General features: G+C 70.5%; 20 protein-coding genes. 7 read left to right on the forward strand and 13 right to left on the reverse strand.

All coding sequences use genetic code 11. The annotated features are described in order from the left end of the window. Window positions 1-306 (forward strand): hypothetical protein (locus tag ACF08F_RS26260; protein ID WP_392300993.1); only part of this gene is annotated, 306 nt, incomplete at its 5' end. A 66-nt stretch (window positions 307-372) separates the two neighbouring features. Here ACF08F_RS26260 and ACF08F_RS26265 read toward each other — a convergent pair. From ACF08F_RS26265 to thyX, 3 genes are all read right to left on the reverse strand, one after another. Continuing rightward, a complete protein-coding gene (locus ACF08F_RS26265; protein ID WP_392300994.1) occupies window positions 373-2058 on the reverse strand; it encodes a ribonuclease J in 1686 nt (561 codons plus the stop codon). A gap of 100 nt (window positions 2059-2158) precedes the next feature. After that, on the reverse strand, window positions 2159-3058 hold the full coding sequence (gene dapA, locus ACF08F_RS26270; protein WP_392300995.1) for a 4-hydroxy-tetrahydrodipicolinate synthase: 900 nt from the start codon (window positions 3056-3058) through the stop codon (window positions 2159-2161). A gap of 179 nt (window positions 3059-3237) precedes the next feature. Beyond that, entirely contained in the window at window positions 3238-3978 is a 741-nt protein-coding gene (gene thyX, locus ACF08F_RS26275; protein ID WP_055641032.1) for an FAD-dependent thymidylate synthase, read from the reverse strand. A 153-nt stretch (window positions 3979-4131) separates the two neighbouring features. Between thyX and ACF08F_RS26280 the strand changes: the two genes are divergently transcribed. Continuing rightward, window positions 4132-4371 (forward strand): hypothetical protein, encoded by a 240-nt coding sequence (locus ACF08F_RS26280; protein WP_392300996.1) that lies wholly within the window; start codon window positions 4132-4134, stop codon window positions 4369-4371. Between the two features lie 54 nt (window positions 4372-4425). Beyond that, window positions 4426-4983, forward strand: a complete 558-nt coding sequence (locus ACF08F_RS26285; RefSeq protein ID WP_392300997.1) for a PH domain-containing protein — start codon at window positions 4426-4428, stop codon at window positions 4981-4983. On the opposite strand, the gene ACF08F_RS26290 is transcribed toward ACF08F_RS26285, so the two are convergent. From ACF08F_RS26290 to eccD, 6 genes are all read right to left on the reverse strand, one after another. After that, entirely contained in the window at window positions 4973-5425 is a 453-nt protein-coding gene (locus ACF08F_RS26290) for a hypothetical protein (protein ID WP_392300998.1), read from the reverse strand. The two genes, ACF08F_RS26285 and ACF08F_RS26290, sit on opposite strands and share 11 nt — an antisense overlap. 5 nt (window positions 5426-5430) lie before the next feature. Next, window positions 5431-6183, reverse strand: coding sequence for a 4-hydroxy-tetrahydrodipicolinate reductase (gene dapB, locus ACF08F_RS26295; RefSeq protein WP_392300999.1), 753 nt, complete (start codon window positions 6181-6183; stop codon window positions 5431-5433). Window positions 6184-6211: 28 nt separating this feature from the next. Further along, complete coding sequence (locus ACF08F_RS26300) at window positions 6212-7591, reverse strand: M16 family metallopeptidase (protein ID WP_392301000.1); 1380 nt, start codon at window positions 7589-7591, stop codon at window positions 6212-6214. Beyond that, a complete protein-coding gene (locus ACF08F_RS26305; RefSeq protein WP_392301001.1) occupies window positions 7588-9804 on the reverse strand; it encodes a polyribonucleotide nucleotidyltransferase in 2217 nt (738 codons plus the stop codon). Before ACF08F_RS26305 ends, ACF08F_RS26300 begins: the two co-directional genes overlap by 4 nt. A 284-nt stretch (window positions 9805-10088) precedes the next feature. Beyond that, window positions 10089-10379, reverse strand: a complete 291-nt coding sequence (gene rpsO / locus ACF08F_RS26310; protein WP_024758243.1) for a 30S ribosomal protein S15 — start codon at window positions 10377-10379, stop codon at window positions 10089-10091. A gap of 298 nt (window positions 10380-10677) precedes the next feature. Then, window positions 10678-12153, reverse strand: a complete 1476-nt coding sequence (gene eccD / locus ACF08F_RS26315; RefSeq protein ID WP_392301002.1) for a type VII secretion integral membrane protein EccD — start codon at window positions 12151-12153, stop codon at window positions 10678-10680. A 184-nt stretch (window positions 12154-12337) separates the two neighbouring features. Here eccD and eccCa point away from each other — a divergent pair, with 184 nt between their 5' ends. Further along, window positions 12338-16291, forward strand: coding sequence for a type VII secretion protein EccCa (gene eccCa, locus ACF08F_RS26320; protein WP_392301003.1), 3954 nt, complete (start codon window positions 12338-12340; stop codon window positions 16289-16291). A 78-nt stretch (window positions 16292-16369) separates the two neighbouring features. Further along, a complete protein-coding gene (locus tag ACF08F_RS26325; protein WP_150265520.1) occupies window positions 16370-16645 on the forward strand; it encodes a DUF397 domain-containing protein in 276 nt (91 codons plus the stop codon). A gap of 65 nt (window positions 16646-16710) precedes the next feature. On the opposite strand, the gene ACF08F_RS26330 is transcribed toward ACF08F_RS26325, so the two are convergent. The 4 genes from ACF08F_RS26330 to eccB form a co-directional block, all read right to left on the reverse strand. After that, a complete protein-coding gene (locus ACF08F_RS26330; protein WP_390482975.1) occupies window positions 16711-16998 on the reverse strand; it encodes a WXG100 family type VII secretion target in 288 nt (95 codons plus the stop codon). Between the two features lie 53 nt (window positions 16999-17051). After that, a complete protein-coding gene (locus ACF08F_RS26335; protein ID WP_392301004.1) occupies window positions 17052-17402 on the reverse strand; it encodes a WXG100 family type VII secretion target in 351 nt (116 codons plus the stop codon). Between the two features lie 190 nt (window positions 17403-17592). Continuing rightward, on the reverse strand, window positions 17593-18876 hold the full coding sequence (mycP, locus tag ACF08F_RS26340; RefSeq protein ID WP_392301005.1) for a type VII secretion-associated serine protease mycosin: 1284 nt from the start codon (window positions 18874-18876) through the stop codon (window positions 17593-17595). 12 nt (window positions 18877-18888) lie between these two features. Then, complete coding sequence (eccB, locus tag ACF08F_RS26345; protein ID WP_392301006.1) at window positions 18889-20451, reverse strand: type VII secretion protein EccB; 1563 nt, start codon at window positions 20449-20451, stop codon at window positions 18889-18891. A gap of 190 nt (window positions 20452-20641) precedes the next feature. On the opposite strand from eccB, the gene eccE reads away from it, so the two are divergent. Then, the gene (gene eccE / locus ACF08F_RS26350) at window positions 20642-21946 is read left to right on the forward strand and encodes a type VII secretion protein EccE (RefSeq protein WP_392301007.1); all 1305 of its coding nucleotides are present in this window, start codon (window positions 20642-20644) and stop codon (window positions 21944-21946) included. Further along, window positions 21946-22758, forward strand: a complete 813-nt coding sequence (locus ACF08F_RS26355) for a hypothetical protein (RefSeq protein WP_392301008.1) — start codon at window positions 21946-21948, stop codon at window positions 22756-22758. Before eccE ends, ACF08F_RS26355 begins: the two co-directional genes overlap by 1 nt. Window positions 22759-22949: the final 191 nt, after the last annotated feature.

Below are 22949 nucleotides of genomic sequence, written 5' to 3' on the forward strand. Positions count from 1 at the left end.
CCGAAGATGGACGGGGTATCAACTAATCTGGCGTTGATTTTTGGCACGCTGTTGAGTTCTCAAGGTGCGGACGCTTCCTTTGTACTCACCCTCGCAGGCTTTCCTCCGGGCTTTTCCTTCGTTCCGAAGCCTATCAGATGTTTTCCATCCGATTTCCTCGGCGCTTTCCGGTCCCTTTTGTTTTCACTCCGGGGGCCTTTCGGCGTTTCCGACTTTATCAGAAGTTCTGAGTCGGATTTCCCGCCTCCCGGAGAACCGTTCAGGCGCACGAAGGCGCCGGGGGTTCCCGATCTGGCGGAGCCGTAAACGTACTGGAGCGGGGCGCCCCGATGCAAATCGAGGGGCCCCGCTCCGGTGTGGCGCAGGTCAGGGTCAGACCTCGACGACGACCGGGAGGATCATCGGGCGCCGGCGGTAGGTGTCGGAGACCCACTTGCCGACGGTGCGGCGGATCAGCTGCTGGAGCTGGTGGGGTTCCACGACGCCGTCCTGGGCGGACCGGTTCAGGGCCTGGTCGACCTTGGGGATCACGGCGTCGAAGGCCGAGTCCTCGATGCCGGAACCGCGGGCGTGGATGTTCGGACCGCTCACGATCTTGCCGGTTGAGGAGTCCACGACCACGAAGACCGAGATGATGCCCTCGTCGCCGAGGATCCGGCGGTCCTTGAGGTGGGCCTCGGTGACGTCGCCGACCGAGAGGCCGTCGACGTACACGTACCCCGCCTGGACCTTGCCGACGATCTTGGCCTTGCCGTCGATCAGGTCGACGACGACGCCGTCCTCGGCGATGACGATGTGGTCCTTGGGGATTCCCGTCATCGCGCCGAGCTCGGCGTTGGCGCGCAGGTGGCGCCATTCGCCGTGGACCGGCATGAGGTTCTTCGGGCGGCAGATGTTGTAGAAGTACAGCAGCTCGCCGGCCGAGGCGTGGCCCGAGACGTGGACCTTGGCGTTGCCCTTGTGGACCACGTTCGCGCCCCAGCGGGTCAGGCCGTTGATCACGCGGTAGACCGCGTTCTCGTTGCCCGGGATGAGGGACGACGCCAGGATGACCGTGTCGCCGGGGACGATCCGGATCTGGTGGTCGCGGTTGGCCATGCGGGACAGCGCCGCCATCGGCTCGCCCTGGGAGCCCGTGCAGACCAGCACGACCTCGTCGTCCGGCAGGTCGTCGAGGGTCTTGACGTCGACGACGAGGCCGGCCGGGACGCGGAGGTAGCCGAGGTCACGGGCGATGCCCATGTTGCGGACCATCGAGCGGCCGACGAAGGCGACCCTGCGGCCGTACTCGTGGGCGGCGTCGAGGATCTGCTGGATGCGGTGCACGTGGCTGGCGAAGCTGGCCACGATGATGCGCTTCTGGGCGTTCGCGAAGACGTTCCGCAGGACGTTGGAGATGTCCTTCTCCGGCGGGACGAAGCCCGGGACCTCGGCGTTCGTGGAGTCCGAGAGGAGGAGGTCGATGCCTTCCTCGCTCAGACGCGCGAACGCGTGGAGGTCGGTGAGACGGCCGTCCATCGGGAGCTGGTCCATCTTGAAGTCGCCGGTGGCGACGGCCATGCCCGCAGGGGTGCGGATGGCCACCGCGAGGGCGTCCGGGATGGAGTGGTTGACCGCGATGAACTCGCAGTCGAAGGGCCCGAGGACCTCGCGGTCGTCCTCCTTCACCTCAAGGGTGTAGGGACGGATCCGGTGCTCCTGGAGCTTGGCCTCGATCAGCGCGAGGGTCAGCTTGGAGCCGATGAGCGGGATGTCCGGCTTGAGCCGGAGCAGGTAGGGGACGGCGCCGATGTGGTCCTCGTGGCCGTGCGTGAGCACGATGCCTTCGACGTCGTCGAGACGGTCCCGGATGATGCTGAAGTCGGGCAGGATCAGGTCGACGCCCGGCTGCTCCTCCTCGGGGAAGAGGACGCCGCAGTCGACGATGAGCAGGCGGCCGTCGAATTCGAAGACCGTCATGTTCCGGCCGATCTCGCCGAGCCCGCCGAGCGGGGTGACGCGCAGGGCGCCCTTCGGGAGCTTCGGCGGCGCGCCGAGTTCAGGATGCGGATGGCTCAAAAGACTCTCCTCACCACGCGCGCCACGTGCCGGTCGGGCACGTGGCGCGCATGACATTCGTGCACTTGCTGTTGTCAGTGTTCAGTTGTGAAGTCCGTTGTCAGAGTTCTACCCCGCCGGCGGCCAGGTCGACCTTGAGCTGCTCGGTCTCCTGGGCGGAGAGCTCCACGAGCGGGAGGCGCAGCGGGCCGGCCGGGAGGCCCTGGAGGGCGAGGGCGGCCTTGGTGGTCATGACGCCCTGGGTGCGGAACATGCCGGTGTAGATCGGCAGGAGGCGCTGGTGGATCTCGGTGGCCTTCTGGGGCTCGCCCGCCAGGTGGGCTTCGAGAAGGGCGCGGAGGTCCGGGGTGACGATGTGGCTGACGACCGAGACGAAGCCGCAGGCGCCCACGGAGAGCAGCGGCAGGTTGAGCATGTCGTCGCCGGAGTACCAGGCGAGGCCGGAGCGGGCGATGGCCCAGCTGGCGCGGCCGAGGTCGCCCTTGGCGTCCTTGTTGGCGACGATCCGGGGGTGCTCGGCAAGGCGGACGATCGTCTCGGTGTCGATCGGGACGCCGCTGCGGCCGGGGATGTCGTAGAGCATGACCGGGAGCTCGGTGGCGTCGGCGATGGCCGAGAAGTGCCGGTAGAGACCCTCCTGCGAGGGCTTGTTGTAGTAGGGCGTCACGGCGAGCAGGCCGTGGGCGCCGTCGCGCTCGGCGGCGCGGGCGAGCTCGAGCGTGTGGTGGGTGTCGTTGGTGCCGATGCCGGCGACGATGTGTGCGCGGTCGCCGACCGCCTCCAGTACAGCCCGTACCAGCTCCGATTTCTCCGCGTCGGTGGTGGTGGGGGACTCGCCGGTGGTGCCGTTGATGACGAGGCCGTCGTTGCCTGCGTCCACCAGATGGGTGGCCAGTCGCTGGGCACCGTCGAGGTCGAGTGCGCCGTCCGCCGTGAAGGGCGTGACCATGGCGGTGAGGACCCGCCCGAAGGGGGTCTGCGGAGTGGAGATCGGAGCCATGGGTAACACGCTACTCGCTGCTCAGCGCCGGGTGTCCCTGAGGGGGACAGGAAGAAGAGGAGCCCGGCACTGCCTGCTCGGGGGTTCAGGCAGTGCCGGGTCCGTTTGATCAGCCTAGATGAACTTCTCGAAACGCCGCAATACGGACACTTCGCGCGAGTGGCTCGGACATGTGTGCTCTACGGGGCCACACGGCCGTTCTTGTTGAAGGCGGCGTGGGTCAGCGGCATCAGCCGGGCCCAGTGCTCCTCCATCTTCTCGCCGACCATCTCGATCTCCCGCTGCGGGAAGGACGGGACCGCGGCCAGCTCGTGCTGGGTGCGCAGGCCCAGGAAGTGCATCAGCGAGCGAGCGTTGCACGTGGCGTACATCGAGGAGAAGAGGCCGACGGGGAGGACCGAGCGGGCGACCTCGCGGGCGACGCCGGCGGCCAGCATCTCCTGGTAGGTGGCGTAGGCCGTCCGGTACGACTCCTCCATCGTGCGGCTGACCACGTCGTGCTGTTCCTGGGTGCCCTCGACGAAGACGTACTTGCCGGGACGGCCCTCCTGGACCAGCTTGCGGGAGGTGTCGGGGACGTAGAAGACCGGCTGGAGCTCCCTGTAGCGGCCCGATTCCTCGTTGTACGACCATCCCACGCGGTGCCGCATGAACTCGCGGAACACGAAGATCGGGGCGCTGATGAAGAAGGTCATCGAGTTGTGCTCGAAGGGGCTGCCGTGGCGGTCCCGCATCAGGTAGTTGATGAGGCCCTTCGAGCGCTCCGGGTCCTTCTGGAGCTCTTCGAGGGACTGCTCCCCCGCCGTGGACACACGTGCGGCCCAGAGGACGTCGGAGTCGGTCGCCGCGCTCTTGACCAGATCAACGGTGACGTCGCTCCGGAAGTCGATCTTCACGTTCTCGGTGGGGGTGTCGGTCACCAGCGGTCCTTCCAGTCGGCTGTTGCAGCGCCCACTCTAACGACGTCCTACCGGAGGATGAGATTCGGCCGCTTTGGTGAAATAGGGCACCAAACCCCCGGTTCTGTCGTCTGTCTCTGTGAAGGACGACGACTACCGAGGAGAGTGGCCCTGATGTTCCGCCGGCGAGAGGCCGTACCGTTCGCGTTCGTCGCGGAGGCCGACCACTTCCGCAGTAACGTCACTCCGCCACCCCGGGAGCGCCCCAGCGCCTCGCAGATCGTGGGTCGTACGCTGCTCGGGCTGACCGTCGTCGCGGGGCTCGCCGGGTCGCTGATCTTCGGTATGCCCTCCCTCCAGTCGGGGGACGCCGCCACTCGTCAGCAGCAGTCCGAAGCCTCCGACAACCGCTGAGGTAGCCTCACCGGGCACCGCCCCTTCGAGCGTGCTTGTGAGTGAGGACCTGTCGTGCCCCTGCCCTTCCTGACGGCCGACCGTGCTTTTGACACGACCGACCACGTCGCCCTGCCGTTCGACGACCACGATCAGTGGCGCCGTCCCTACCGGCCGGGGTCGTGGCGGGTCGGGGCCGCGGCGCTCGCGCTGCTGCTCGCCTCGTTCGTGCTGCTCGCCGCCGTGATCATCGTCGCCGCCGGTGGCTTCGCCGCGGCCGGTGTCACCTTCGGCATCGCCGTACTCGTCATCGTCTCCGCCCTGCGGATGCTCCGCGTGGGCACCTGGGTGAGCCGCGCCGGTGTGCGACGCGTGGCCTTCTTCCGGACGTCCACCGTGCCGTGGGCGAAGGTGGCCTCCGTGCGGACCGTGCAGCAGCCGGTGCGCTGGCTGGGCCTCCCCCGGACCGTCCAGGGCCAGGCCCTGGTGCTCGACCGGCAGGGTGGTGAGCAGCTGCTGCTGCTCACCGACCACAATGCCGACTTCCTCTCCCGGGTCGAGGCCTTCGACCGCGCGACCGACACGGTCGAGGCCTGGAACGCCGAGTACGGCGTCGTCCCGGCTACGCGCTGACCGCACGTCCCTCGTGGAGGGCGATGGCCCGGAGCATCGCCTTGCGGGCCCGGGGGGTGTCGCGGGCGTCGTGGTACGCGACCGCGAGCCGGAACCAGCAGCGCCAGTCCTCCGGGGAGTCCTCCGCCTCGGCCTTGCGCCGGGCGAAGACCTCGTCGGCCGAGTCCCGGTCGATCCGGCCGCCCTGCGTGCGCTTCAGCTCGTCGACGGGCAGGCCGCCCTCGGCCTCCAGCTCCGCGGCCAGGCGGTTGGCCCGGCGCGCGAAGCGGGTGTTCTTCCAGAGGAACCAGCCGCCCACGGCCGGCAGCAGGAACGCCACCGCGCCCATGCCCATGGCCGCGGGCTCGCCCGTCAGGAGGAGCAGGACGCCCTCCATCGCCACCACGCCGAAGACGAGGACGAGGACGGTGGCGAGGAAGACGTACGTGATCTTTCCGCCCATGACCGTCAGCCCAGGTCCAGGAAGTGCTCCAGGCCGAAGGTGAGGCCCGGAGCGGTGGTCACGCGGCGGGCGCCCAGGAGGATGCCCGGCATGAAGCTGGAGTGGTGCAGGGAGTCGTGGCGGACGGTGAGGGTCTCGCCCTCGCCGCCGAGCAGGACCTCCTGGTGGGCGAGGAGGCCCGCCAGGCGCACGGAGTGCACGCGGACGCCGTCGACGTCCGCGCCGCGGGCCCCTTCGAGGCCGGTCTCGGTGGAGTCCGGCTGGGCGCCGAGGCCGGCCTCGGCGCGGGCCGCGGCGATCAGCTGAGCCGTGCGGGTGGCGGTGCCCGAGGGGGCGTCCACCTTGTGCGGGTGGTGCAGCTCGACGACCTCGACCGACTCGAAGTACGGGGCCGCGATCTGGGCGAACTTCATGGTGAGGACCGCGCCGATGGAGAAGTTCGGCGCGATGAGGACACCGGTCTCCGGGGAGTCGGCGAGCCAGGTCCGCAGCTGCGCGAGGCGGTCCTCGTTCCAGCCGGTGGTGCCGACGACCGCGTGGATGCCGTGGCGCACGCAGAAGTCGAGGTTCTCCATCACCGAGCCGGGGGTGGTCAGCTCGACGACGACCTGGGCGCCCGCCTCGGTGAGCGTCTCCAGCTTGTCGCCACGGCCGAGGGCCGCGACCAGTTCCATGTCCTCGGCGGCCTCGACGGCCCTGACCGCCTCGGAGCCGATACGGCCCTGGGCTCCGAGGACCGCCACGCGCAGCTTGCTCATTGGTCTTCTTCCTTAAAGGGGCTCGGGGTCAGGAGACCGCTTGGTGGAGGCGGTCCGCCTGCTTGTCCTTCAGCGGTCCTATCACCGACAGGGAGGGCCGCTGGTCCAGTACATCGCGGGCGACGGCCCGGACGTCGTCCGGGGTGACCGCGGCGATCCTGGTGAGCATGTCGTCGACCGACATCTGGGTGCCCCAGCAGAGCTCGCTCTTGCCGATGCGGTTCATGAGGGCACCGGTGTCCTCCAGGCCGAGGACGGTCGAGCCGGAGAGCTGGCCGACGGCGCGGACGATCTCCTCGTCGGTGAGGCCCTCGTTCGCGACCTTGTCGAGCTCGTCCCGGCAGATCCTCAGCACGTCGTGGACCTGGCCCGGCCGGCAGCCCGCGTACACCCCGAAGAGGCCGCAGTCGGCGAAGCCCGAGGTGTACGAGTACACGCTGTAGGCCAGGCCGCGCTTCTCGCGGACCTCCTGGAAGAGCCGGGAGGACATGCCGCCGCCGAGGGCGGTGTTCAGCACGCCGAGGGCCCAGCGGCGCTCGTCGGTGCGGGCCAGGCCCGGCATGCCGAGGACCACGTGGGCCTGCTCGGTCCTGCGGTTCAGGTGCTCGACGCGGCCCGCCGTGCGGATGACGCGGTGGCCGTCGCGGGGGGCGACGGGCACGGCGTCGGTACGGGTCAGGGCGCCGGCCTTCTCGAAGGCGCGGCGGACCTGGCGTACCACCGTGGCGTGGTCGACGTTGCCCGCGGCGGCGACCACCAGGTGGGTCGGGTCGTAGTGCTTCTTGTAGAAGCGGGCGATCTGGCCGCGGGTGAGGGCGTTCACCGTGTCGACGGTGCCGAGGACCGGGCGGCCCAGCGGGGTGTCGCCGAACATCGTCTGCGCGAACAGGTCGTGCACGACGTCGCCGGGGTCGTCCTCCGTCATCGCGATCTCTTCGAGGATGACTCCCCGCTCGGCGTCCACGTCCTCCTCGAGGACGAGTGCGCCGGTGAGCATGTCGCAGACGACGTCGATCGCCAGCGGCAGGTCGGTGTCGAGGACCCGGGCGTAGTAGCAGGTGTACTCCTTCGCCGTGAAGGCGTTCATCTCGCCGCCGACCGCGTCGATCGCGGCGGAGATGTCGAGGGCGGACCGCTCGTGGGTGCCCTTGAAGAGGAGGTGCTCCAGGTAGTGGGTGGCGCCGTTGAGGCTCGGCGTCTCGTCCCGGGAGCCGACGTGGGCCCAGATGCCGAAGGTGGCGGAGCGCACGGACGGGAGGGTCTCGGTGACGATCCGGAGGCCGCCGGGGAGGGTCGTACGGCGGACCGTGCCGATGCCGTCCTTGCCCGGGAGAAGCGTTTGGGTACGGGCGACGGCCCGCCCCTCCGAAGAGGGGCGGGCCGTCGTCACGGAACTACGGGACGTCACTGGTCGGTGTCGTCCTTCGCGTCGGAACCGTCCTCGTCCGCGATCACGGGGATCAGGGAGAGCTTGCCGCGCTGGTCGATCTCGGCGATCTCGACCTGGACCTTGGAGCCGATCGCCAGCACGTCCTCGACGTTCTCCACGCGCTTGCCACCGGCGAGCTTGCGGATCTGCGAGATGTGCAGGAGGCCGTCCTTGCCCGGGAGCAGGGAGACGAAGGCACCGAAGGTGGTGGTCTTGACGACCGTACCCAGGTAGCGCTCGCCGACCTCCGGCATGGTCGGGTTGGCGATGCCGTTGATCGTGGCGCGGGCGGCCTCGGCCTGCGAGCCCTGGGCGGCACCGATGTAGATGGTGCCGTCGTCCTCGATCGTGATGTCGGCGCCGGTGTCCTCCTGGATCTGGTTGATCATCTTGCCCTTGGGGCCGATGACCTCACCGATCTTGTCCACCGGGATCTTGACGGTGATGATGCGCGGCGCGTTCGGGGACATCTCGTCCGGAACGTCGATCGCCTCGTTCATCACGTCGAGGATGTGCAGACGCGCGTCACGGGCCTGCTTCAGCGCGGCGGCCAGGACCGAGGCGGGGATGCCGTCGAGCTTGGTGTCGAGCTGGAGCGCGGTGACGAAGGTCTTCGTACCGGCGACCTTGAAGTCCATGTCGCCGAACGCGTCCTCGGCGCCGAGGATGTCCGTGAGGGCGACGTAGTGCGTCTTGCCGTCGATCTCCTCGGAGATCAGACCCATGGCGATACCGGCGACGGGGGCCTTCAGCGGCACACCGGCGTTCAGCAGCGACATGGTGGAGGCGCAGACCGAGCCCATGGACGTCGAGCCGTTGGAGCCGAGGGCCTCGGACACCTGACGGATCGCGTAGGGGAACTCCTCGCGGGTCGGGAGGACCGGCACGATGGCGCGCTCGGCGAGCGCGCCGTGGCCGATCTCGCGGCGCTTGGGCGAGCCCACGCGGCCGGTCTCGCCGACGGAGTACGGCGGGAAGTTGTAGTTGTGCATGTAGCGCTTGCGGGTCACCGGGGAGAGGGTGTCCAGCTGCTGCTCCATGCGGAGCATGTTGAGGGTGGTGACGCCCAGGATCTGGGTCTCGCCACGCTCGAACAGCGCCGAGCCGTGCACGCGCGGGATGGCCTCGACCTCGGCGGCGAGGGTACGGATGTCCGTGATCCCGCGGCCGTCGATGCGGACCTTGTCCTTGATGATGCGCTCGCGGACCAGCTTCTTGGTCAGCGCGCGGTACGCACCGGCGATCTCCTTCTCGCGGCCCTCGAAGGCCGGGAGGAGCTTGTCGGCGGCGAGCTCCTTGACGCGGTCGAGCTCGGCCTCGCGCTCCTGCTTGCCGGGGATGGTGAGCGCCTGGGCGAGCTCGCTCTTGACCGCGGCGGTGAGGGCCTCCAGGACGTCGTCCTGGTAGTCGAGGTAGACCGGGAACTCGCCGGTGGGCTTGGCGGCCTTGGCGGCGAGGTCCGACTGGGCCTTGCAGAGGACCTTGATGAAGGGCTTCGCGGCCTCGAGGCCCGCGGCGACGATCTCCTCGGTCGGCGCCTCGGCGCCGCCCTTGACGAGCTCGATCGTCTTCTCGGTGGCCTCGGCCTCGACCATCATGATCGCGACGTCGCCGTCCTCCAGGACGCGACCGGCGACGACCATGTCGAAGACGGCGTCCTCGAGCTCGGTGTGCGTCGGGAACGCGACCCACTGGCCCTTGATCAGGGCGACGCGGGTGGCGCCGATCGGGCCGGAGAAGGGCAGGCCCGCCAGGATCGTGGAGGCGGAGGCGGCGTTGATCGCGACCACGTCGTACAGGTGGTCGGGGTTGAGCGCCATGATCGTCTCGACGATCTGGATCTCGTTGCGCAGGCCCTTCTTGAAGGAGGGGCGCAGCGGGCGGTCGATCAGGCGGCAGGTGAGGATCGCGTCCTCGGAGGGGCGGCCCTCCCGGCGGAAGAAGGAGCCGGGGATCTTGCCGGCCGCGTACTGCCGCTCCTCGACGTCCACCGTGAGGGGGAAGAAGTCGAGCTGGTCCTTGGGCTTCTTCGAGGCGGTGGTCGCGGAGAGGACCATCGTGTCGTCGTCCAGGTAGGCGACGGCGGAGCCGGCGGCCTGCTTGGCGAGACGGCCCGTCTCGAAGCGGATGGTGCGGGTACCGAAGGTGCCGTTGTCGATGACGGCCTCGGCGTAGTGGGTCTCGTTCTCCACTAGTGGGTTCTCCTACGTGTTCGTCTTTGCGTCCGGGGCCCGTGTGGCCGGGGACGGTGTCGACGGGGGCGGAGAGACGCGCCTTGGGTGCGGGCCGGTCTTCGATCGAAGCACCCGGCATGTTCCGGGGGCCACTACCGAGGACCGGCGGCGAGCCGGCGGCTCCCTCGCTTCGTCCGTCGTATGGGGTTGTGCGACCAGACTAAGTGCCTGTGTGCACTTTGTGCACGTACAGCAAAGGGAGCGGCCCCCTGAAAGTGGGAACCGCTCCCTTCACGGCGTCCTTACTTGGCGCCGCCGGCCGCACCGCGGCGGATGCCGAGGCGGTCGACCAGGGCACGGAAGCGCTGGATGTCCTTCTTGGCCAGGTACTGCAGCAGGCGGCGGCGCTGGCCGACCAGGATCAGCAGGCCACGACGGGAGTGGTGGTCGTGCTTGTGCTGCTTGAGGTGCTCGGTCAGGTCCGAGATGCGACGGGAAAGCATGGCGACCTGGACCTCGGGGGAGCCGGTGTCGCCCTCCTTCTGGCCGAACTCGGTCATGATCTGCTTCTTGACAGCGGCGTCGAGAGCCACGCTGGTCTCCTCTTAGGTGTTCGTGCGCCCGCGAGTGCCCCTGGTCTAGGTCTCAGGGGAAGCTTCTGTGACTCGGCGGGCGAAGGTCCGATGGGCGCAGCTTCCAGAGGCTTCCCGAGCATGTCGGGGGCTTTCCGGGAGCGCGTACACAAACGGCCGTCACACAGCGTACCAGTTCGCCGGAGCGGAGCCGGTGCCGGGTGCCTGATGCCTGATGCCGGGTGCCGGGTGCCGGGTGCCTGGTGCCGGGTGCCTGGTGCCAGTGGTGACCTTCGCCGTCCGCCGGGGGGGCCGGTCGCTACTTGCTCGTGAGGGAGCGGACCGCCATGAAGACGTCGAGGACGGCGAGGCAGAGGGGGACGAGGGAGAGGAGGACGAAGCCCTCGGCGAGGTCGAGGAGGCGGCCCCAGAAGGGCGAGAGGCCCTTCTTCGGGATGATCAGGCCGATGGCGGTGATCAGCGCGGCGCCGGCGGCGACGGAGGCGGTGAGCCAGATCGTACGGATGTCCAGGCCGCCGCGGTCCCCGTACATGAGGAGGTCCTTGACCAGGTCGACCGGCGGGTTGAGGGAGAGGCCGAGGACGAGCAGCGCGATGGCGGCGATGCCGGCGACCAGGACGCAGGCGACCTGCGAGGTGTAGCGGAAGAGGCGGGCGCGGAGCAGCATCGCGAGGCCGGAGGCGAGGGCGAGGAGCTGGCCCCAGAGGTTTCCGGCGAAGCCGAGGACGGCGGCGGAGCCGACGACGACGGCGGCGCAGCCGCCGACCAGGCCGAGGAGCATCTCGTGGCCGCGGCGGGCCTGGAGGGCGATGCGCTCGCCGTCGACGGGCTGGGCGTCGTCGCCGGACTGCTGGTGGTCGCCGAGGAACTCGTCGTCGGCGGCGCTGCGCGGTGCGGCGTAGCCGATGGGTAGCCGGGCGAAGCGGGCCGAGAGGCCGGGGAGGAAGGCGACCATGCCGATGGCGACGGGGGCGCAGACCGCCGCGGTCTCGGTGGCGGAGCTCTCGGTGAGGATCATCACGAAGGTGGCGAGGGTGCCGACGGTCGCGAGGAAGGTCGCGGCGACGAACGGGGCGTCTCCGCTGGGGGTGAGCGCCACGAGCGCGACGGAGGCGACGAGGACGGTGACGCAGCCCAGCAGGAACTGGAGGCGGCCGGGGCCCGCGCCCGCGTCGGGCCCGATGATGCCGGAGCCGGCGATGAGCAGCAGCGGCAGCGCGCCGAGGCCGAGGGCGACGGCGGTCGCCCGGTCTCCGTAGACACGGGCGCGGACGCCCGCGAAGGCGGTGAGGAGCAGGCCCGCGGCGCCCGCGATGATCCCGGGGAGGCTGTGCATGTCGTGGAAGACCGGGTCCGCGAACCAGAGGACGAAGCCCATGAGGACGAGGAGCAGGACGCCGCCGACGAGTCCGGCGCCGCGCAGCAGCTCGTCGCCCCACAGGTGCCGGTCGCGGGTGACGGCGGAGGCGACGGCGTCGGAGACGTCGTCGTAGACGGCGGGCGGCAGGGACTGGGCGAAGGGGCGCAGGGAGAGCACCTCGCCGTCGAGGACCTGCTGGCCGGCGAGTGTGCGGGCGCCGTCCAGGACGGAGCCGTCGCGGCGGACCAGGTGGTAGCCGGTCGGGGTGCCCGCCGTTTGCGTCTGCCCGGTGAGCCGCAGGATCTCCGGATAGACGTCGGCGACGGCGATGTCCTCCGGGAGCGCGACGTCGATGCGGCTGTCCGGCGCCACGACGGTGACGCGGCAGAAGCCGGTCGCTGCGGTCGTACTCACGTGTGTGGACCCCCTGATTCGCGGTTGCGCACGATGCGCGCGCCACCCTACCGGGGACGGCCGGTGGGGGCTGCAAGTAGGATCGCCGTCCCATGGGGGAAGTCCGCGCGCCCGGCCGCCGACCGGGGTGCCGGCGCGGAAGCTCCCGCCACGAGCCCGCCTCCTACGAGGGATTGATGCGCCGGTGAGCCAGATCGTCGTCAAACGCCCACCGAGGGCGCTTCCGCCGGAAGTGCCCGGTGAGGAACTGGTCCTGGAGTCTCCGCCGGAACTTCCGCGGGGGCAGCAGGAGTCGGCGTTGATGCAGCTCCTGCCGATGCTCGGCATGGGTTCCTCGGTGGTCTTCTTCTTCATGACGCCGTCGCCGATCATGCGGATCATGGGCGTGCTGATGCTGGCGTCGACGGTCGCGATGGCCGTCGCCCAGTTCGTCAGATTCCGTCGCGGTACGCAGGGGCAAATGGCCGATGTCCGCCGCGACTACCTCAAATACCTCGCGCAGACGCGGCGTACGGTCCGGCGGACGGGGCGCAAGCAGCGCGACGCGCAGTTGTATCTGCACCCCTCCCCCGAGCAGTTGTGGTCGGTCGTGGCCGAGGGCTCGCGGGTCTGGGAGCGCCGGGTCGGCGACCATGACTTCGGGCAGGCGCGGATCGGTCTGGGGGCGCAGCAGTTGGCGACCCCGCTCGTGGCGCCGGACACGGCTCCGGTGGACGAGCTGGAGCCGCTGTGCGCGGGCGCGATGCAGCAGTTCCTCGCTGTGCACGGCACCTTGGACGGGCTGCCGATGGCGGTCTCGATGCGGGCCTTCTACCACGTGACCGTGTCGGGCGAGCCCGAGTCGGCGCAGGCGGCGGCGCGCGCCCTCGTGGCGCAGCTGGTGACGCTGCACTCCCCCGACGACCTGATGGTCGCGGTGGTGGCGGCGCGGGCCTCGCAGGAGCGGTGGGACTGGACGAAGTGGCTGCCGCACACGCAGGTGCCGGGTCAGGTCGACGGGGCCGGTACGAAGCGGCTGTTCGGTGACGACCTCGGCGAGCTGGAGAACCTGATCCGCTCGAAGCTCGAAGGCCGGACGCGGTTCTCCCGGGACAGCCAGCCGGTGCTCGACCAGCCGCACGTGGTCGTGGTCCTGGACGGCGGCATGGTGCCGCCGGACTCGCTGCTCGCGGCGGCCGAGGGCCTCCAGGGCGTGACGATCGTGGAGGTCGTCTCGGGCGAGCTCGACGAGCCGCGCGGCGGTCTGTCCGTGGTGGTGCGGCCGGGGCGGCTCAGCCTGGAGTTCGGCGGCGGATTCGCGTACGAGGGGCTGCCGGACGGGATCTCGCTGCCGGCTGCCGAGGCGCTGGCGCGGCAGCTGGCGCCGCTGCGGATGGGCGGCGGGGACGACGACGAGCCGCTGCTCGCCAATCTGGACTTCACGGATCTGCTGAACCTCGGGGACGCCGAGTCGGTGGACGTGGCGCGGACGTGGCGGCCGCGGACGGTGGCCGAGCGGCTGCGCGTGCCGATCGGTGTCGGCGAGGACGGCCAGCCGGTCATGCTGGACCTGAAGGAGGCCGCGCAGGAGGGCATGGGCCCGCACGGTCTGTGCGTGGGTGCGACGGGTTCCGGCAAGTCGGAGCTGCTGCGGACGCTGGTGCTGGGTCTCGCGGTGACGCACTCCTCGGAGACGCTGAACTTCGTCCTCGCGGACTTCAAGGGCGGTGCGACCTTCGCGGGCATGTCGCAGATGCCGCACGTGGCGGCGGTCATCACCAACCTGTCGGACGACCTGACGCTGGTCGACCGCATGGGCGACGCGATCCGCGGCGAGCTGCAGCGGCGGCAGGAGCTGCTGCGCTCGGCCGGCAACTACGCCAACATCCACGACTACGAGAAGGCGCGGGCCGCGGGCGCTCCGCTGGAGCCGCTGGCCTCGCTCGTCCTCGTGATCGACGAGTTCTCCGAACTCCTCACCGCCAAGCCGGACTTCATCGACATGTTCATCCAGATCGGCCGCATCGGCCGCTCGCTGGGTGTGCATCTGCTGCTCGCCTCGCAGCGCCTGGAGGAGGGCAAGCTGCGGGGTCTCGACACGTATCTCTCGTACCGGATCGGTCTGCGGACCTTCTCCGCGGCGGAGTCGCGGACGGCGATCGGTGTCCCGGACGCCTACCACCTGCCGTCGGTGCCCGGTTCGGGCTATCTGAAGTTCGGTACGGACGAGATGACCCGCTTCAAGGCGGCGTACGTCTCGGGGACGCACCGGCCGGGCGGGCCGCGCCTGGAGATCGGGCATCTGCCGGTCGAGCGGCGCCCCGCGCTGTTCACGGCGTCTCCGGTGCCCGTGGTGTACGCGGCGCCCGACCCCGCGTATCTCACCGAGCGGCGCTCCGAGGAGGACGACGCGCTCGCGGACACGGTCCTCGACGTGATCGTGCGCCGCCTGGAGGGTCAGGGCGTGCCGGCGCACCAGGTGTGGCTGCCGCCGCTCGACCAGGCGCCTTCGCTGGACCAGTTGCTGCCGGGGCTCGCGCAGACGGCGGACCGTGGTCTCACGGCGACGGAGTACACGCGCCAGGGCGGGCTCACGGTGCCGCTCGGGCTCATCGACAAGCCGTTCGAGCAGCGCCGTGAGGTGCTGTACCGGGACTTCTCCGGCGCGGCCGGTCACATGATGGTGGTCGGCGGGCCGCAGTCCGGCAAGTCGACGCTGATGCGGACGCTCGTCTCCTCCTTCGCGCTGACCCACACGCCGGCCGAGGTGCAGTTCTACTGCCTCGACTTCGGTGGTGGCGGCCTGGTGTCGCTGGCCGATCTGCCGCATGTCGGCGGCGTGGCCTCGCGACTGGACCCGGAGCGGGTGCGGCGGACGGTCGCGGAGGTGCTGGGGGTCCTCAACCGGCGGGAGGAGTTCTTCCGTGCGCACTCCATCGACTCGATCGCGACCTACCGGCGCAAGCGGGCCGCGGGTGAACTCCCGGGCGAGGCCTGGGGCGACGTGTTCCTGGTCGTGGACGGCTGGGGCAGCTTCCGGAACGACTACGACACGCTGGAGCCGTTCGTCTCCGACATCGCGGCGCGCGGTCTGGGCTACGGCATCCACGTGGTGATCACCGCCGCCCGGTACATGGAGGTGCGGGCGGCGCTGAAGGACCAGATGCTGGGCCGGCTCGAACTGCGGCTCGGTGACGTCATGGACTCCGAGTTCGACCGCAAGGTCGCGGCGAACGTGCCGACCGGGGTGCCGGGGCGCGGCCAGGTCGCGGAGAAGCTGCACTTCATGGGCGCGCTGCCGCGGATCGACGGGTCGAGCTCGGCCGCCGACCTGGCGGAGGGCACGTCGGCGTTCGTCCAGGCCGTGCGGGCGAGCTGGACCGGGGCTCCGGCACCGGCCGTCCGGCTCCTGCCGCGCAGGCTGCCGGCGGAGCAGTTGCCGAAGGGCTTCGAGTACCCGCAGCACGGCATCGCGATCGGCATCGACGAGACGAACCTGGAGCCGGTGTTCGTCGACTTCGAGTCGGATCCGTTCTTCCTGATCTTCGGTGAGAGCGAGTCCGGCAAGACGGCGCTGCTGCGGCTGATCGCCAAGCAGCTGTGCGAGCGGTACACGCCGGAGCAGGCGCGGATCGTCGTGGGTGACTACCGGCGGACGATGCTGGAGGCGGTCGCGCCCTCGCATCTCCTGGAGTACGCGCCGATGGCCTCGGCCATGCAGATGCACATGGACGCCATCAACACGGTGATGACGAAGCGGGCGCCCAAGCCGGACATCACGCCGCAGCAGCTGCGGGACCGCAGCTGGTGGACGGGTCCGCAGCTCTTCGTGCTGATCGACGACTTCGAGCTGGTGGCCACCAACTCGGGCAATCCGCTGGCGGTTCTCGTCGAGAACCTGCCGTTCGCGCGGGACGTGGGCATCCGGTTCATCGTGGCGCGGAGCCAGGCGGGTGCCTCACGGGCGATGTACGAGCCGTTCATGCAGCGCGTCCGGGAGCTGGGGGCGCAGGGCGTGATCCTCTCCGGCGATCCGCAGGAGGGCGACATCCTCAGCAACGTCCGGGCGCGGCCGATGCCTCCGGGCCGGGGCACGTTCGTCTCGCGCAAGCGGGGGACGCCGCTGGTGCAGCTGGGCTGGCTGCCGGAGCAGCACTGAGCGGATTCCCTCCGTCCGGGTGCGGCGGTCCCACTACTGTGGCAGGGACCGCCGTACCACCGCGAAGGGAAAGCGCCGATGACCGACGCACACGCCACCACGACCGACGAGTCCCTCGCCGCCGAGAAGCAGCGCCAGAAGGACGAGTTGTACGCGCTCGACATCTCCGGCGTCGAGTGGGAGGGCGCCCCGGGCACCAGCCCCGACGAGGAGCGGGTGGAGATCGCGCGGCTGCCCGAGGGGGCGGTGGCGATGCGTTCGTCGCTCGACAAGGAGACGGTGCTGCGCTACACGAAGGCCGAGTGGGACGCGTTCGTCCTCGGCGCGCGGGACGGCGAGTTCGACCTGCGGTAGCGGTGAGTACGCGTGAGGGGGTGGCCCGTGGAACGGGCCACCCCCTCATGTGCGTACGCCGGATGTCACATGCGGAAACGGGCGGCGTTGCCCTTGTCGGTGTCCTGGTAGCCGACGACCGACTCGTCGAGGAGCTGGGCGATGCGCGCCAGGTCCTGGTTCATGCCGGCCATGTCGCGGGTCAGGCGGTCCTGGGTCTCGCGGTACGCGATCTTGGCCTCACCCTCCCAGTTGTTGGCGACGCGGTTGACCTCGGCCATGAGGTCGTCGAGCTTCTGGGTGAGGGTGGTGGAGGTCAGGCGGGTGTCGGCCGCCGCCTGCGTCACGGTGTCGTAATTGACCGCAGTGGTCATGGTGTTGACTCCTGGAGTGAGAGTGGCGCGGAGGACTGGTCGAGCCGGTGGGCTCAGACGCCGAGGATGGCGCTCTGGTTGCCGCCGCCGCCGGCGCCGCCGCTGGTGTCCATCGTGCGGAAGGACCGCAGACGGTCCTCCTCCTCGCGCGAGAACCCGTCGGCGCTCATGCGCATCATCTCTTCGAGCTTGGAGAGCTCCTGACGCATGCTGCGCAGACGCTGGTTCAGGTCGTTCTGGACCCGGTCGTACTCCTTGCTCGCAGCGCCCTGCCAGCCCGCCTGGACGCGGTCGACCACGCCGTTGAGGTTGGTGATGCGGGACTGGAGCTCGTCGGAGAAGTCCTGGATCCGGCCGGCGAGCCGAACCTGTTCGGCACTGGTTACGTTCAGGTCTTTCGACATCTTGCCCCTTCTTCCTTCGGTGGCGTCGACGGCCGGGCCGTCGGGCCATCCGGTCGTGATGCGGACGGGAATCTTCTGATGCCGCCCCCGTGCTGGGTTCGCACTGCCGTGCGCCCGACGGTCACTTTAGCCATTGGCGGCGGCAGTTCCAACTGCAAAGGAGGCACCGGATACTTGGCTCTCGCGCTGTTCACCGGACCCCTCTCCTGCGGCGGCTGTCGCGGATCACGACGGCCGTTCCGGCGACCACGGCCACCAGTACACCGCCGATCCCCAACGCATAGGTGGCGAGCCGTTCGGAGCGCTCCTGGGGAGTCTCCGACAGCGCCAGACGGGCCGGTTCGGGCGCCGGCGGTTTCGGTGGTACGGGGTCGGGCGTGGGCGTGGAGGGCGGTGTGCCCGGCGGCGCGTCGGCGAGCGCCTTCACCGGGTCGACCACTCCCCAACCGACGTAGTTGTCGCGGCCGTTGACCGAGCGGACGGCGGTCTGCTCGATCCGGGTGACGATCTGGGCCGCCGACCAGTCGGGGTACTTGGCCCGGAGCAGGGCGGCGACGCCGGCGACGTACGGGGCGGAGAAGCTCGTGCCGTTGTCGACGCACTGGCCGCCGCCGGGGACGGTGGAGACCATGTCGACGCCGGGGGCGGCCACGCCCACGAAGGTGCCAGGCTGCGAGAAGGCGGCCCGTTCGTTGTTCCGGTCGGACGAGGCCACGGCGAGAACACCGGGGAAGGCGGCCGGGTAGGTCGTCTTGAGCTTGCCGTCCATGCCGTCGTTCCCGGCGGAGGCGACGACCACGACCTTCCTCTGGATCGCCTTGGCGATCGAGACCGCCATGGGCGAGTCGGCCTCCAGCTTCTGGGTGGTGTCCTGCGAGATGTTGATGACGTGCGCGCCCTTGGCGACGGCCCAGTCGATCGCCTTGGCCATCGTGTCGGACTTGCCGCTGTTCTTCTCGTCGTTCTGGCGGATCGGAATGATCGTCGCCTCGGGGGCGAGGCCGACGAATCCGGTGCCCGTGCGGGGGCGGGCCGCGATGATGCCGGCGACCTTGGTGCCGTGGCCGACCTCGTCGACGGTGCCGTCGGTCTTGCCGCGCTTCTCGTCGCCGAAGCCGGGGTTGTTCTTGTCGGGCTTGAGGAAGTCCTTGCCCGCCTTGGCGTCGACGGCCTTGAGCAGCTGCGGGTTGACGTTGTCGACCCCGGTGTCGATGACGGCGACCCTGACGCCCTTGCCCTTGGTGTGCTGCCAGAGCTCGTCGAGGAGGACCCGCTGGAGCGGCCAGGGGGTGCCCTCGATCTGCTTCTTCATGGGGAAGGTGCACTCGCCGCTGCCGTCGAGCGTCCAGGCGTCGGGTGTGGCGGGCGCGGGCGCCTCCGCCGCCGCGGGAGCCGCCGCCGCGGGCGCCGCGAGGAGGCCCGTCAGGGTAGCGGCGGTCAGCAGGGCGGCCGCCGAGCGGTACGTCGTCGTCACCGGTGCCACCCCCTAGGAACCCTGCGGCTGACGCGCGCTGTTGGTGTCGAGTCGCGGCCCCTTCGACAGGAACTCCGACCATTCGATCGGGACGAGGACCGGCATGACCTTCTCGTAGCCGAGACGCTTCTGGGCCTCGGAGGGTTCCGGGCGTCCGTCGGTCTGCTTCTCCTGGTCCCCGGTGCCGATCTCGGAGCGGGCCGCGTCGCTGTCGCCGTTGGCCTGGACGGCGTACCGCAGTCCGGTGTCGGTGACGAGGAAGAGGGAGCCGTCGGGCGTCTTCTGCTGTCCCTGGCCCTGGACCTGCATGTAGAGCAGGCCGCTGCCCGGGGTGACGTACGTGCTGGTGCCGCCGGCCGTGATCTCGGCCGGGTACTTGGGGCCGGCCCAGGTGGCGAGGGTGGTCTCGCCCTTCTCGTCGACGTCGGTGAGGACGCTGCAGACGGTGTCGCGGGCGGTGTCGCCGGTCGTGGAGTTGACCGGGTGGGACCTCTGCTGCGGCCAGCGCACGTCCCCGTTGAAGACCTTCGGGTCCGGGACGAAGGAGGAGGCGTCGACGGTGGTCGCCTCGCCGTCCATGTCGAGCGAGCCCGTCTCCGGGGAGTTGATGAGCAGCCAGGCGGTGAACGCGGAGACGGGCTGGACCCGGCCGGGCAGCACGACGTAGTGCTGGGGCCCGGAGCCGGTCTGGGCGACGAGCACCAGGCCGATCCTGTTCTCGGTCCCGTCGAGCGTGCTGCCGGGGATCTCGGTGGGGGTGCCGACCTCGCCTTCGAGGCGCGGGAAGTCGACGGTGTCGCCGGTCTTCAGGGTGGCGAGCCAGTCGTCGGTGACGGGCTGCGGCTCCTTGACGAGGCCGTTGTCGAGGCCGACGAGGGCGGAGAGCAGTCCGGGTCGGTCGGCCTTCACCGGGTACTTGGTTCCGGTGTGGTCGACGATGAACTGGGCGGATCCCTTCTGGCCCTTGACGTACAGGATCTCGCCGTCGTCGAGCTTGTTCGCGCCCTCGGTGCGCGCGAGGTCGCGCTGGGCGAAGAGGAAGGTCGCCTTCTGGACGCTGGCGCCCTTGCCTCCGCCGGGCTGCTCGCAGACGGCCCAGCGCTTCTCGGTGCCCGCGTCGTCCGCGCCGGGCAGCCGGTCGGGGGCGTAGGGGATGCCGAGGATCGGACCGCGCTGCTTGTCCTGGTCGAGCTTCTTGTCGTCGACCTGGATCACCTGGAACTGGTCGGGGTTGAGCAGGAGACGGGCGGAGGCGAGGTTGAGGACGGGGTGGAGCAGCGTCTTCGCGTCCTTGCCCTTGCCGGTCTCCAGGACGACGTACCGGGTCGTCGACTGCTTGCCCACGATCACCCGGGTGCCGGGGACGTCCCAGCCCTTGGGCGCCCGCGGGCTGAACATGCCCCAGGCCCCGAAGCCCGCGACGACCAACGCGGCGACGATGAGGCCGGGGACGATCGCGCGCAGCGGCCTCGGCGCCCCCTCCTCCGTACCGGAGGGCGAGGGTTGGAGGAATGCCGCCACCGTGCGCTTCTTCGCAAAGGTGTACGCGTTGAGCTCGTCCCGGCGCGATGCCATGAGTCCCCATTCTCGTCAGGCGCAGTCTTCGCGCGGGATCCGGGGGAGGTGACACCCGGGCCCCGGCTGTCGGACCGGCCCCCTACTATGCCTGCTGTCCCGTGGGGTTCGTGGGGCGGGTAGGGTGATCCGGCCGCCAAAGCCCTGGCGGGCCAGGGTGATCGGGACGAATTGAGGGGGATTCTCCATCATGGCTTCCGCCACGCGGACGCGGCCCGGCGCGGCCACAGCTTCCGCACCCCCTTCCACGGGAACCGTTTCCTCGGTCGCACCGAGACTCCAGGCACGTCCCGGACACTTCGGTTCGTTCCGATTGCAACAGCTCGTACTGATAGAGGTGGCGGCGGCGTTGCTCGCCGTCGCCTGGGTCGTGGACCAGCTGATGCTGGTGCCCGCGGGCGTGGTCGCGGTCGTGCTCGTCCTGCTGGCGCTCGTACGCCGGCACAAGAGGTCCCTGCCCGAGTGGCTCGGCACCTTCCTGGCGCTGCGCGCCCGTTCGCGCCGGGCTGCCTCCTTCACCGTGCCGGAGGGCACGGAGCCGGGGCTCGCCCCGGTCGTGGAGTGCGACCCCGCGCTGCGGACGTACGCGTACAGCGACCGTGACCGCCGACCGGTCGGGATGATCGGTGACGGCACCTTCCTGACCGCCGTGCTGCGGGTCGAGTCGGACGGCACGGCGCTGCGGCCGGACCGTGCCGCGCGGCCGCTGCCCGTCGGCCTGGTGCGGGACGTCCTGAGCGTGGACGGCATCCGGCTGGAGTCCGCGCAGATCGTGCAGCACACGCAGCCCGCTCCCGCGCCGCACCTGCCGGCGCAGTCGATGGCGGCGCGCAACTACGGGCCGCTCCAGGCGCAGACGGGTTCGCCCGCCGTCCGGATCACCTGGATCGCGCTCAAGCTGGACCCCGAGCTGTGCCCGGAGGCGGTCGCCGCGCGCGGCGGCGGCATGACGGGTGCGCAGAAGTGCGTGGTGCGGGCGGCCGACCAGCTGGCGAGCCGTCTGGCGGGCGCCGGATTCCGGGCGAGCGTGCTGACCGAGCAGGAGCTGACCTCGGCGCTGGCGACCTCGACCTGCGCGAGCCCGATGGCGATCGCGCAGGCGGGCCGGGGGCAGGCGCAGTCCCGGCGGACGCAGGAGACCGCGCGGACCTGGCGGGTCGACGACCGGCGGCACACGACGTACTGGGTGGGGCGCTGGCCCCAGTTGGGCGGTCCCGGCGGCAGCGCGGGCGCCTCGATGCCGCAGCTCGTGGCCCTGCTGACCTCGCTGCCCGCGCTCGCGACGACGTTCAGCCTGACGCTGAGCGGCGGGGACCGGCAGGAGGTGACGGTGACCGGACACGTGCGGATCACCGGGCGCAGCGACGAGGAACTGGTCGCCGCGCGGCACGAGCTGGAGCGCGCGGCGCGCGGGGTGCGGACGGGCCTGGTGCGGCTCGACCGGGAACAGGTGCCGGGCATGCTCGCGACGCTGCCGCTGGGGGGTGCGCGCTGATGTCCCACTCCTTCGGTACGCCGTCGGGTGCCGGCGCGCCCTCCGGTGCGTCGCCCTCCCGCCGTGACTCCCGCTCGTCCCGCGCCGCCGGGCGTACGGGGCGGGAATCGCGGCCCCGGTTCGGCTTCGGGCTCGTCGGTCCGCGCCGTGACCGGCACTCCGTCCCCGTCGACCTGCTCGACGCGCTGGCCCTGCCCGTCGGCGACGACGGTGTGGTGATCGGCGTGGACGCCGAGAGCCGTCCCGCCGTGCTCGGCATCAACCGGCCCGTCCCCTACGACGTCACGCTCATCGGCGGTCTGTGGACCGCCCAGGTGCTCGCGCTGCGCGCCGCCGCCACGGGCGCGCGGGTGGCCGTCGAGACCGGCCGCGCGCAGGCGTGGACCCCGCTCGCGCAGGCGGCGGGCGGCGGGCAGCCGTGCGTCTCGCTGCACGACGTGGGCCGGGTGCCGCCGCAGGGCGCCTCGGCGGGCAGTCCGGTGGTCGTGGTGCGCGACTGCGGCATGCGGCCGCCGCGCGGCCGTGTCGTGTCGGCGCCCTGGCAGTCGGTCGTGACGCTGCTTCCGTACCTGAGCCCGGTCGCGCCCCGGCTCCTGGAGAAGTCCTCGCTGGTCGGCGTCCAGCGGGTCTCCCCGGACGAGGCCGCGCAGATCGGCCGCATCATGAGCCTCCCGCGCCACGAGTACGAGGCGCTGTCGACGCTCGCGGACGGGGTGACCCTCTGGTGCACCCCCGGCGACCGGCAGTTCGTGATGACGCAGGCGACGGACGCCGAGACCGGATTGTTGGGCGGCGCGCGCAGAATGGACTGAGCGGCACGAAGTCGTTCAAGTACGTCCGTTTTTGCATCGTTTTGAACGGTCGGGGTTCTCACTCTGCGGCGCGACCGGGTCACTTGGGGGCCTGACCCGGTCGTCCCGGCGGTCGCGGAGCGGCTGCCGGGCCTGCCCGCGGGATGCCGCGCCGATTAGGCTGGAAGAGCCCCGCCCACAACGGCACAAGG

It is taken from the genome of Streptomyces sp. NPDC015130 (genome assembly GCF_043080005.1).
Lineage (GTDB): Bacteria > Actinomycetota > Actinomycetes > Streptomycetales > Streptomycetaceae > Streptomyces.